This is a genomic window from Oleiphilus messinensis (assembly GCF_002162375.1).
In the GTDB taxonomy this organism is placed as follows: Bacteria; Pseudomonadota; Gammaproteobacteria; order Pseudomonadales; family Oleiphilaceae; genus Oleiphilus; species Oleiphilus messinensis.
Map to the genome: position 1 here is coordinate 4412761 of NZ_CP021425.1, position 13189 is coordinate 4425949.

The 13189-nt window shown below is 46.3% G+C and carries 9 protein-coding genes; 3 read left to right on the forward strand and 6 right to left on the reverse strand.

Annotation, left to right across the window (positions count from 1 at the left end; all coding sequences use genetic code 11):
- The first annotated feature begins 295 nt into the window (after window positions 1-295).
- From OLMES_RS19195 to OLMES_RS19205, 3 genes are all read left to right on the forward strand, one after another.
- Entirely contained in the window at window positions 296-4495 is a 4200-nt protein-coding gene (locus OLMES_RS19195; protein ID WP_087462750.1) for a LamG-like jellyroll fold domain-containing protein, read from the forward strand.
- Window positions 4496-4506: 11 nt separating this feature from the next.
- On the forward strand, window positions 4507-5103 hold the full coding sequence (locus tag OLMES_RS19200) for a hypothetical protein (RefSeq protein WP_087462751.1): 597 nt from the start codon (window positions 4507-4509) through the stop codon (window positions 5101-5103).
- Window positions 5104-5318: 215 nt separating this feature from the next.
- A complete protein-coding gene (locus OLMES_RS19205) occupies window positions 5319-6035 on the forward strand; it encodes a UTRA domain-containing protein (RefSeq protein WP_087462752.1) in 717 nt (238 codons plus the stop codon).
- Between the two features lie 594 nt (window positions 6036-6629).
- Here the strand turns inward: OLMES_RS19205 and OLMES_RS19210 are convergent.
- The 6 genes from OLMES_RS19210 to OLMES_RS19235 form a co-directional block, all read right to left on the reverse strand.
- On the reverse strand, window positions 6630-7979 hold the full coding sequence (locus tag OLMES_RS19210) for an IS1380 family transposase (protein WP_087459351.1): 1350 nt from the start codon (window positions 7977-7979) through the stop codon (window positions 6630-6632).
- Between the two features lie 49 nt (window positions 7980-8028).
- Window positions 8029-8325, reverse strand: coding sequence for a hypothetical protein (locus OLMES_RS19215; RefSeq protein ID WP_087462753.1), 297 nt, complete (start codon window positions 8323-8325; stop codon window positions 8029-8031).
- A 139-nt stretch (window positions 8326-8464) separates the two neighbouring features.
- Entirely contained in the window at window positions 8465-9202 is a 738-nt protein-coding gene (locus OLMES_RS19220) for a hypothetical protein (protein WP_157678397.1), read from the reverse strand.
- Entirely contained in the window at window positions 9199-10302 is a 1104-nt protein-coding gene (locus OLMES_RS19225) for an AAA family ATPase (protein ID WP_087462755.1), read from the reverse strand. The genes OLMES_RS19220 and OLMES_RS19225 overlap by 4 nt, the downstream gene beginning before the upstream one ends.
- A 192-nt stretch (window positions 10303-10494) precedes the next feature.
- On the reverse strand, window positions 10495-11001 hold the full coding sequence (locus OLMES_RS19230) for a GNAT family N-acetyltransferase (protein ID WP_087462756.1): 507 nt from the start codon (window positions 10999-11001) through the stop codon (window positions 10495-10497).
- 229 nt (window positions 11002-11230) lie between these two features.
- A complete protein-coding gene (locus tag OLMES_RS19235) occupies window positions 11231-13051 on the reverse strand; it encodes a haloalkane dehalogenase (protein WP_157678398.1) in 1821 nt (606 codons plus the stop codon).
- Window positions 13052-13189: the final 138 nt, after the last annotated feature.

A 13189-nucleotide genomic window follows, 5' to 3' on the forward strand; every position in this document is an offset into this window, starting at 1 on the left:
TTTGCAGGTTAACCCAGGCAGCGCAGGTGTTAATGCAGCCATGCAGATATCTGTCTCCAAATTTGAACGGATAAGATTTTTGGTCTAGTTCAGAATCACACAAAAAACAAAGCCATAGCATGAACTTGCAATTACTGTTTGATTCATATGATTTTAATTCATCGAAATCAAATCTTTAATTCACAAACCTGAAATAATACCCATGCACACTGGTCTAGACCAGAAAACAAAACATATTGTTTTGATTCCTGCCCTCAACTAAATCGTGCTTACTTATTCAGATCGAGGAACTCTTATGAGGAAAACAAGGAAACATAAACGTCTGAAGACCACAGAGAAATATAAAGGGCTATTTGCACTATCACTTGCTTTCAGCCCCGTCGTCGCATTCAGTGCATCTGATCTGATGTACTACTACCCGGTCGCAGGGAACTTTATCGATGCCAGTGATCGAGGTGCCACTGACATGCAGGGTAATCCGCTGAATGGAATCCCGGTCGGTCCTGGGGTTAACTTTTTGAATGACCCCCAACGTGGGCCTCTGGCTGAATTCAAAGGTGATACATTCATCTCACTCAAACAAGGTGAAGCTGAGGAACTGCAATTACCAAGTCGGGAAATAACGCTAGCTGGCTGGGTTCAGGTAGATACCCCGTTAACTTGGGGTGGCTTTGTTAGCTTTTTTCAAGACAACGGCAACAATGAGGCCGGCTGGGTATTAGGTACACGCGGTCGAAAATTCAGCATCGCTTTGGCTTCAGAAGAGACTAAATCACTCACTTACCTGGAAGCGCCCAATGATTATGAGCTGGGCCAATTCTACCATGTCGCAGCAACCTATGATGGTGCAAACATGACCCTCTATGTTGACGGCATTCCGGTGAGCACTTCTCAAGACCAATCTGGAGATATCTATTACCCAAGCACGAGTAATGGCCCAGGATGGGCAGAGTATGGCAACTCGGACTTTGCAATCGGCAGTTATCTTGATTTCAATGAAGACTTTCGTCACACCGGGTTACTGGATGACATCGCGATTTGGGATCGAGCACTCGCCGCAACAGAAATTAACAACCTGTATCACAAAGGCCTCGAACCCTATCAGGGGACTTCCTTTGCGTTCTCTGGCACCCCCGGAGAATACGCCCTGCTTGATCAGAAGAATGTGGTCAGTTTTGGCCCTGATGATGATTTCTCACTCGAAGTCCGAGTTAAGAGTAATGGATGGACAGGCGACCCAAGCATATTCAGTAACAAAGACTGGGCAAGCGGTGGAAATGCGGGATTCATTATTGCAGCGCGAAGTGATGGCAGTGGCTGGAAGGTCAATCTCGGCGATGGCTCAAATCGTGTCGATGCCAATGGCGGAGTGATCGCGGATGGTCGTTGGCACCAACTGACAGTGACAGTCGACCGGGATGGTGACATGACCCTGTACCAGAACGGCCAGCGCTTGTCGTCAGTTCCTGTGAGCGCTATAGGCGATCTTAATACACAACTGAACGTTGCCTTGGGTCAGGATGGCACACTCGAATACAGCCCGGGCTTCACCGGTGCTATTGCAGAGGTTCGAGTATGGAACAAAGTACTCGATCAGCAAACTATTCAGAACTATAGCGTCCAATCTGTGAATAGTGACCATCCAGCTTATGACTCACTCGCAGGTCATTGGAAATTTAATGAAGGAAGTGGCAATACTGCCGCGAGCAGTACAGATTACACCAGCAAATTCACACTTGCAGGTGGAGAATGGTCCATCAATCCAAATCGAACCCCATTTGCAACCGATGACCACATGTTGGTTTACGCTGGTGAGACCATTTCGATTCCAGCTACAGGCGTGCTTTCTAACGACACCGATCCCGATGGCGATCGCGTACAAGTTGTTACGGTAAACGGGATGGCGGCCAAAGTGGGTAACCCAATTACCTTAAGTAATGGTGCCATTGTAACGATTACCAGTGATGGTGCCATTACAATCAAAGCCAACAGCAACAGTTCCGGTGCCGCAAACCTGACGTATAGCATTCAAGATGAGCATGGCGCGAGCAGTTCAGCAAAAGTTAATGTTGATGTTGCGGGCTCAGAAGTAATTGCACCGTACCTGCAAAACCCATCGAGCGATGCTATCTACGTTACATGGAAGACTCGTACAAGCGAGGAATCTGTCGTTCACTATGGTACTTCGCCCGGCCAACTTAACCAGGTGGCTAGTGGCGATTATGAAAATCTTGGCACTTTTTACAACTTTCACACAGTGAAGATCAACAATCTAACACCTGACACACCTTACTATTATCAAGTCGTTTCAAGAAACCAAACTTCAGCGGTGCATCGTTTTCGCACTCAACCTAAGGAAGGCTCCAATGAAGGCATATACCGTTTTCTAGTAATCGGCGACCATCAGGTTCAAGCTGACAAACGGTACATGGAACTTGTGCAAGCGGCAAAGGCCAAGGTGCTGGAAAAATACGACCACGAGGGGACTGGCCATGTAGAAGATTACGTGAGATTGATGATCAATCTGGGTGATCAAGTGGATGTTGGTTCACTTGAGCAATACGAGAAACTCCACTTTCAACAGTCCGCACCACTTGCCTCCAACATTGCCTTTATGACCGCAGTGGGCAATCACGAGTATTCCGGAGACCCAAGCCTCTCCCGTTACAAATCTCATTTTATCCTGGACGATGCGGAGCAAACCTATCTCGGTAACGTCGGTCTCGGTTCAGGCAATGAAGAATACTATGCATTTCAGGTTGCCAATATTGTATTCATCATGATGAATTCAAACACTCGCATTCAGGAACAATTGGACTGGGTCAAACAGGTTAAAGACGCTGCGGACTCTGACAGCAACGTTGAATGGTTATTCGGTGCTGCTCACCACCCGATTCTAGCTGAAGAACTGCCGGGAGATGCCTCATCATACATGGCCCAGGGTGCTGTGCCCGAGTTGGCCACGTCAGATAAAACTGCAGTTTATTTCTCAGGCCATGCCCATCTATACGCACGAGGTGCTCTGCGTAATCACCCCGTTCACCACGTTATCAACGGCGGGGCGTCCTGGGACCAATATTGGGAGCAAAATCGCTCCGACGATGTTGACTACCCGGACGTACAGAAAACCTTAGAGAACCATGTCTTCCAGATCGTCGAAATTAACATGGATAAACGGGAGATGTTTGTGCAAACCTGGTCACCAGGCAACTCGAATTATCGCTACCCGGAATACCAAAGCAAGCAGGAAGTTCGTTTGATTGATGAGTTCTACCGAAAATTCGATGCTCCGGGACCAGAACAGCCACTGATTACAAACTTGAACGCATCTCAAATCACCCTGCCATTCACGTTCGAAGGTAGCGCCTACCTGGGACAGGAACCCATAAATAGCAGTGAGTTCCAGATTTCCGGCAACGACGGGAGCTTCAGCGATCCAAAAATCACTGTAAAACGCGACATCGAAAATCTGTTCGGGAGCACTGGCTCCAACGGATCGCCAGAACCTTTTACTCCAATCGACAGAAACGCGGGAATTGATATCACCAAACTCGAAGTTAGTGAAGACGAACTTTTCGCGGGAGAAAACAGTATTCGATTGCGGTATCGAGATCAGAATCTCAATTGGTCCGACTGGTCAACACCACACCCCTTTGTCGCACTGAATGGTAAGCAACCGCCCCAGACACACCCAGTATTTCACTACCCACTCAACAGGGTTGATGATCAGAGCCTGGTAAACAGCAGGTTTGATGGCGGATCAACCTTCATCGGCGATGTGATTCGTGGCCCGGTGGCAGACCATAACGCTAGCGGCATGATCATACTGCACGAAGGCATACCGGAGGAAAGCGGCTTACCGACCGAGCAACTTACAGTTTCCGCTTGGGTTCGAGTGCAGAGCGCCAAGGACTGGGGCGGCATTGTCGGTTACTTCCAGGATAACGGCAACTATGAGAAAGGCTGGCTGTTGGGCACAAGAGGCGAACACTTCAGCATGGCACTATCCAGTGATGGCTCACTAACCTACCTGACTGACCCAGCAGATTTTTCACTAAACGAGTGGCATCACGTGGCCGGTGTCTATAACGGAAGTGAATTAAGTATCTATGTCAATGGCGTCAGGAAAAACACAACAACCAATGAATCGGGGAATATCGACTACCCCGACCAAGGCTGGTACCAAATCGGTTCATATAAAGACGATAATGAAGATTTCCGGCATGACGGCCAAATCGACAATGTGTCGATCTTTGCACGAGCCCTCAGTGATTCAGAAATTGCAAGACTTGCATCTGCAAAAGTACCAGGAGACCTAGATGGCAATGGTGTTCCCGAAGCCAATGATCGTAATTTACTTCGTGGTCTCTTTAACCAGTGTGCTGCAGATACCAACTACGACTTACTGTCCGATTTCAATGGCGACGGTTGCATCAACTACGAAGACTACAGCCTGTGGTACGCCCACTACCGCACCTGGCTTGCAAACCAATAAGGAGTTAAACCATGAAAGCATTTAGTACCGTAGCAACTGTGACTACCCTAGCAACAACATTGATAGCTTCAGCGGCCACTGCCGCACCTATTTTCGATTTGACCTTGCTCAACAACACTATTAATCCTGGCGACGACTTTTTAGTTGAAGTCAGGGCAACAGAGCTTTTTTCTGATGTCGCGCTGGATATGGAATTAACCAGCTTTGGCTTTAATATTGAGATCTCTGAACCCGGTAGCGCTCAGTTTGATCACGCGATCATAGCCGCACCGTTTGTTGACGACTCCAGCTTTTTCCCATCCATTGATGTGGCGGGCTCAGCCTTCCCAGGCGTTTCGGAGACGACCAATCAACCATTGCTACTGGCAACATTGCAATTTTCTTCACTCAGCGAAGGGGTCTTTGAGATCAGCCTCAGTAGTGATTTTATGGCAGATCCGAATCAAGGTTTACAATTCATCGATCCGTTTACCTTTGAAACAACGGCGAGAAATATATCGGCCTCAATTGACCTCTCTGCTACGGCGGCAATACCCACACCGCCATCCTATCTACTCATGCTAGCCGGGCTTGCCATGGCTGGATCACGAGTAAGACTGAAGCACTAAATCCGAGCACCATATGAATTTACTGGCGGTTCTAACCTGAGCCGCCAGTATTCTAACTTCTACACGATTCCGCGATTTCGTTCCGCCTCTTTTCCGCCTGGTTCAGAAAATAAATAGACCATAGAACTTTCCAATTTTGCAAGATAGAGTAAAGTACGCAACAAAAACAGCTCAACACCCACTGCACGCCACTACTTTCTCTAATTTGTAGGCCTATGGAAAAGAACCAAAAGCAATACTTACTGATACGGAACCAACTAGCCTCAGAAATCGAGACAGATCGCTATCCGGTTCGGAGCAAGATTCCTTCTGAACGGGAATTGGTGGAGCGATTTGGGTGCACCCGGATTACCATTCGAGAAGCATTGATGCAACTGGAAGCTGACAACCTTATCTATCGGCAGGAAAGACGGGGCTGGTTTGTAACTCCCCCCAAGCTGGTATACCGCCCAGAAAAGAAACAAAGTTTTCTTGATATGACCAGCGAGCAAAATCGCTCCGGTACAACAGCGCTCATTTCAGCGGAAACCATAGTAGCCAACCGCAAAACCTACCAGGAATTGCAGATCCCTCCTGGTTCTATGGTTCACAATATTCGACGCTTGCGCTCACTCGAAGGTCGGCCTGTTCTGTACGAAAGCATCTATCTGCCGGTTGATCAATTTACCGATCTCCTCTCCCAGGATTTGGCAGGATCGCTAACCCGGTTGTTGAACACTTACTACAATGAATCCATCCACAGAGAAACGATTCGAATCGCTAGCACAACCTTTAATCCATCCGCCGCAGAGGCCCTGGGAGTACTTCCGAGCAGAACCGGAATCAGGGTAAATCGGTTGCGAATGAACGAGAATAATATCCCTGTAGAACTCGATTGGGAGTTCTGGTTAAGCGACGCACTCGAGTTTGAAGTGGCAACTTTTACAGCCTGATAGTAGACATTGACGTCGCAATTTTTATCTATCTCCGCTACGCCCCTGCAAGGCAGATTTTATTTAGGGCACCTCTGGTTAATTAGAGCCTGCTCAGAAATAAGAATATTTTCATTATTTCGGTTGCTACGTTTCTTAGCGTAGTAGGCCGCAATTGAACCAAGGTCATATTTTGAAGTTAAATCCGCCTGCTGCAATAATTTCTCGATCAGCGAAGCAATCTTCATTGCCTCGGACAAGACTTGATAATAACAATAAATATAAAATTGAAGCTCTCATCCGCCGATTCTTCCCTACGCACAAAGGATACTCTCGACAACTGCAACGTTATTCAAATATGAGCTCCCTCGAAAATAGCATTAAACCTAAATCCTGCAATCTATATGTCTGAATCGATTCGATACGACTATAGCGACATTTAGTGTCGATGGATCACCATTTTGCACACCATGCAACTGAAACAAGCGTAATTCACTTGATTGGACTGTTTAAATTATAATCATCTCTATCGTCAACCGGAGCAACAGGCCAAAGTCTGCCTGACTCCAAATCTGGAATTTGCTTAGTCGAAGAATTTAAGTATAGGTATTTTGGTCAATGAATAAACGACAGCTTTAACCAGTCAGCCCACGGAGTTGGGTGAAGATGGTTGCTCGGAACGTTGACCTTAAGCTGATTCCCACCACGCAAGAGTTGTCCAGCAGTACGTACCAGAAAAGTTCGGATAGTTTGAATTTCCCATCGTTTCAATTCGTCATTATCGCTCAGTAGTGCCATCCAGCGTACCGTGTTATACGCCAGCACAGCGCATTGGAAAATTAATGAGCTGGCCATGAAATCATGGCTCTTGATTTGCGCCAGCCCCATTTGGTTCTTAGCTTCATCCAACCAGGTTTCACAAGTTGCGCGCTTTCCGTATGTCGTGTGTGCTTGCCAAGGAGACAACCGCTCTGTGGTTACGTAGCAGAAGTAGTCGTAAACGGGCTCATTCAGCAAGGCTTGTTGAGGGCCTTTGGTGATGAGAGCAGTTTTACGCCGCACAGCAACAAAGCGACGTGACCGCTCCCATTGACCGCATTGATGGAAAAAGTCACACTGTTCCCAATCGGTATGACCCGGTACTCGTTGCCAAGCTTGCTTGTCCAACAAAGCGGCAAGGCCTTTGAGTTTCACTTTAATCAGGTAACCATGGCGAGCCTGATCCAGCCAGTCCATGAGCTCTCCAACAAAGAATCCTGAATCACCTCGGAATAGCAGCCGCATTTTGGGTGGCATCTGCGCAGAAAGTTGCTGCATGAAGCCTACAATGCCGTTGCTGGTGTAGGTGCTGCCACTGCGCAACCATGCTTGCAAAATTTCTTTGGTGTGGCTGCAAAAGGCAACCAGTGGATGATAAGAATTAGAGCCTTTTTTCGTTGGGTTGTAGCCTTTTTCAGCACCTTCCTGTTGACCGTAAACGGTTTTGACAGTCGAGTCCACATCAATCCAGCCTCGATAGAGGGTTCCGGGCAACCAAGTACCGGACTTCAATGCTCTATGCCAAATTCCCTGACGCAAGGTGTGATTAATCTGTTCGAGCTGGGTGACATGCTTGAGCTTTCCACGACGGAAAATACGACCCAATGTACTGTCATCTGGAATCGATAGCCACCCCCCCACTTCACGCAGCACCTGATCTGCCCACACAGAAACCACCTTCCTGAGCGAAGTGGCACCGGCGATGATGCCGATAATCGTTAGGTAGATTGAGTCGCCCAAGCTGTAACGAGCCGTGTTGCCGCGTTGCAAATCAAGATGCTTCTGGCAAGCCTCGGTAAAACCGATGTGATCGAGGAAATGCATGGCAGGGATAATGCCAGCTTGACTAGTCAGCTTTTTTCCGGTGTGTTGATAGCGAATTTTTGCGGCTGGTTTTTTGGCACTTTTATGGGTATTCTTGATCATGAAAAAGGTGACTCTGATGTGCTTGGTTGTTTGATGATAACCAATTGAATCAAATCGCCTTTTTCTTTTCAAGTACAATGTTGTTTGCAGAATTTAGGTTAAATAAAAAACGCCCTATATCTACGCCGAACAAATAGATGAACAACAGAAATAACGGGATCGCTAAAATCACCAAAATCAAGCAACCATGGGGTTCTTTTTTGTCTTCAACACCTTTGGAGTTTTCTGATTTATCCACCTGACGAACACCGAGAAAAGTTAATGCGAACGGGTCCCAACCGAAGAGAGGTACGACGCTGATAATACTGTCACCATCAATCTCCGCCTCGCCATGCTCTGCAAACACTGACTACAACAAAGCATCGGGGGGGGTATGCAACATCTGTTTCAGTCCAACTCAATTAAGGCATCTCTGACTAATTAAAAGTAATTTTTCCCGCAATATCTGAATAGGGGCGAGCATGCCCCTGCGGTTTCTGTGCAAACTATCCCGGATTACTATCTGTTGCCGTTAGAATTGTTGGCCCATGGTAATCAACAATAAAAATCGCAAAACCACTTAAAACCGCAAGCTGATGGCGAGAGAGGTACTTACCGAGTTGTCCTTGGAGAATATCAACCTGGGTGCACTCTAATCTGAGCGAAATTTTTGAGTCAAAGGCAATATAATTCGCTTTTTGAGTATTCCAAATAAGAATTTCTTGCCATACCTTCCGAGAATACTTTTTTGTTTGAAGAAATTCTTTATCACATCGATCTGCAGATATACGCTTATAATCTCCACATTCAACAACGTCTATGACAGTATTCAGAAACGCATCTCGCCGGGAGAGATCCCGGATAGCTTCAACCATTGGATAGCTAACAAATAGCTTTCCATGCTCCGTTTCTTCATCGAATAGCTGAACCATACTCATCAAAGTTGATGGACTATAACGGGTATCATGAGGATCCATATCAAAGAACAGATAAACTTGTGAAATATCATCTCGAGAATAGTCACCAAGCAATCGTGCATTGCCTGGTACGGTTGTGGACTCCCTCACTAGCTCAACAATATCAAGATCGTTATCCTGACTGAGCTCTTTATAAAGGTGGTATAAGTTATTGCCATATGACGTTTTAATTATGCTGTTTTCAGAAAAGAAGTACATTTCGATTGACCTGAATAAATCGGGTTCAGTCTTGACGCCCTCGAATACGCACAAAATAATCTCCTTCACGCACTCAAGCTCTTGTAGATTTTTTCAAGGTTGTGCGCTTGGCGAAGCTCTTTATTGGTCATATCATTAAATTGTGTGATGGTTTTGTTTAGCTCAAAATAACAATCCGGCCTAAGAAGATCATTCGTCATAATACTCGTGTTATGGGTGGTCATCAGGGTTTGACAGTCAACACTTTTCACTTTTTGAACAATCATCTTTGCCAGCCTATGATGGTAGAACGCATCAAATTCATCCAGGTAGGCAAACTTCAAAGAGCCATCCCTGAGCTTTAACCACCAGTAATAGAATTGTCCCAACGACACTGTTCCCGTTGATGCAACTTGCGAGAATTCAATATTTCGGTTATCAAATTTAAACGCAATACAACGCTCTCCATTCAAGTTAAGTTCCGTCAAACTACAGACTACACCTGCATCATTCAAAAACCGTTCAAAATCATCCAACAAACCATTATTTAATATTTTTTCAGACAACCTATTAACGTCAACAATATCCTGCCCGTAAAACTCGTGACCACGCACAGAACGGAAGAAGACCATACCGTGGACAAATGTCATCATCTGTTTAAACGCATTGTTGCTTGGGTCATCGTCGAGGACAGCATTGCGATCTAGGTACTTAGCAGCGGAAATCGTGGAATTTGACAGATCAGATTTCAAGTCTTCTGCGCCACCTAGATTATAAACCGCCCGGCTATCGCGACGACGATCAATCGAAATGGATAACTTGTCATTAATATAAAGTTTTTCGTATACCGTTATTTCGTGGCTCTCCTTGCCATATTCATAAGTGACATAGCTATCTCCGAATTTAAATAAATATTTAAATTCTGCCAATACATCGCCACTAGAAGCGTTCAAATAATTCGATTGAAGCGATCTTGATCGTTTAGTATCAGTAAGGTGTGAAGTAATATCTACAAGCGCGAGCCCTAAATTGGACTTTCCACCGCCATTTACGCCATAAATAATTGCGTGATTGATTACACCATCTTGAAGCGCTTCCGAATTAAACCCATACTGTTTGGATTTGGTGAGATCAAGACAGAACCATTCCTTGAAATTCCGGAAATTTTTTACCTCAAACTTCAATAACATTGTCTTTTTGCTCCAATCAGGCCAGATAAAAACAGCTTTACCGTATTTTTTTTACGGCGACCAGTATGAGAGTAATTGATTTTTCAACGATCAACAACAATAGTGGAAATGCCAAACCAATTTGGGCAACCTCGAAAATAGCGTTAAGGCACCTCTGATTAATTAAGAAACCTCTGATTAATCTGAGATACCTTAGCATTTTGCTGAAAAAGCATCATGATAAGCCACAATACCCCGGGGTAATTCACCTTGGATCAACAAGGCTTGAAAATATTCTGGTGGCACGTCAGGCAACACTAGTTCTGCTCGGGGCTCGAAGCCGAAACGGTGGTAGTAGCCTGAATCGCCGAGCAGGACACAGCCTTTGGCTTTTATTTCAGTAAGTTCCTGAATAGCAGCATTCATCAGCTTAGTTCCGATGCCGTAATTTTGGCTATCAGGTAAAACCGAGATCGGGCCTAGGCCATACCAGCTATCGGCACCGTCAGAAATAGTCACAGGGGAAAGTGCTACATGCCCAACAATTTTGCCTCCATATTCAGCAACGAGAGAAATTGAAAGGGCACCTGATTCACGAAGTGCCTTAACAATGAATTGCTCTGTATGATCGGTGTGGGGTGCGTCAAGGAATGCGGCAACGGTAACATCATGGATAGCTTGCGCATCACCTGACTGCTCTCTTCGAATAATAATACTCATTTGGATATCTCCGTCTTAGCCCAACGCATCCAGCGTTTTATTTAAATTATCCATCAAACGTTCTATAAGTTTAGCTTTCATGGGTTCGGCGAGTTGGCAAGATTCCATTTTAGCATCTTGTTTGGCAAGGTTGAGTTGGTCGAGAATTAGCAGGGACAGGCATCCCCCACACGACTGGGGGGGACTAAGCCCTTCACTTCCTACTCAATTAACTAAATATCCACCACCTTCACTGGGGCACCTTCTGATAACTGTTTCCCAAATCATCCTGAAGTACCAACGCAATGCCATCGATGGCAGCGACTTGCAAAGGTTGATTCAAAATCCGGCTACTGAATGTCCAACCTGCCGGTAAGTTGAGACGATTGCCGAGATTTTTCAGGTCGTCTATTTGCAAATCGGGGTCGGTAATACGGCTGAATGACTGCATGACGTAGACATTTCCATTGCTATCGGTTAGTTCATAAACCCGTCTACCTTGATAGAATACCCAGGTGTTATCCCTTGATACCGCACCGGGCACGTAGGCGGTTTCTTTGCCTTGGGTGACGCTGAGATTCACACTGGTGAGCAAGCGCATGGTGATATCACCGAATGTTCTATATTCCCCCCCTTCACCGGATACAATAGAGCTTCCATTCAGGTTTTCATCGACCACAAAATAACGGGGCCCGTTGGGTATCGCTGACAACGCACCATATTGTGTTGCAATACTACTGAAATCGAGGGTTTCCCACTGTGCTTGAGGACAAAAATTAACCCCTGGTGTACCCCAAATCTCTGCGATGACCTCAGTGCCCTGCAAATACGGCAGCAAAATCTCACAATAACGGAAATTGTAATACGGGCCACCCGGTACCAAGGGTTCCTCTGGTGTGGTGGATTGTAAAAATCTTACCAGGTGCAAAGCCAAATCCACGCCCACATCATCCTGGATAAAGTGCCCGGCGTTAAATCGCCGATGATCATTTCCATCCGATCCCGGCACATGGTCTATCCATTTTTGTTGAGTGGCTTCACTGCCGAGGCCTTCATCATAGATACCTGCGTTGAACATGAAAGGGTTATGGAAGGCACCGAGGGTTTGCCAGGCCGACAGGTTCTGCAAGCCAATACCCGTTAACATGGAAGGAAAAGTACGAATAGCCGCTTTGTAGTCAATATTTGGATAAGGTGCATTATAAGCGTCCACCTCTTCGTCGGTCAGGTGAATGGTTGTCAGATGCTGCACGACCTCTCCTGCCATTAATTCCGGTACCGCGGCGGCATAGTCTATCCACTGCTGAAAGCCCACGACCCTGTCACTGGATTTGGATGTAAAAAAAGACTGCGCATCTTCCAACGAGTCATCGATTTCAAAACTCGGGTAAACATAGGGGTTTGCTCCAGGGGGGAGCATTACCAGGTCACCATTTGCAACAACCAGTCTGGCGAAATGCTGCGACATATCACCGGCCACTCGAAGCCCGATAATACTCCCCCAATCCTGCACAAACAGGTTGATATCGGTTAATTGCAACTTATTGATAAAGGCCTTGGTCCAGGTCACATGTTGTTCAAACTGATGCACTCCAACGTCAAGGGGTTTATCGGACTTGCCCATGCCGATATGGTCGGGGGCGATGACTCGGTAACCTGCATCAACAAGAACCGGAATCATTTTTCGGTATAAATAAGACCAGCTTGGTTGACCATGCAGCATCAGCACAACTTCGCCATCTCTTGGCCCTTCATCCACATAATGCATCCTCAGGCCGTCAATCTCAGCGTAGTGGGCGGGAAAATCGTAATCAGGCAAACCCTCGAAGCAGGCATCCGGGGTGACAAGGTACTGCAAACCCGCTGCGGTAACCTGAGTTTCGCTCGTGGTTGAAAGGCAAGCCTGACTCGTTGGTCCGACAGTAGATGGCGTTTCAGCCGCGGTATCCTCGGTGTGGTCTGAGTCGCATGCCACCAATAAACCGCCTAATAAACCAATACCGACGAGATTACACAATCTGTGCTTTTGATTTCCGCGTTTCAATCGCTCAAAAAAATAATGCGTTACCATTTGTTTTTTCCTTCTCTTTAAACTGACGAGTGTTTTGTCCGGGAGAGAGAGATTGATATCACGGCGAATACACGAGAAGTAGCCAGAGCTGTTCAGATGGTGCCAATCACCGCACCAATGGTGCATATTGCAGCACCG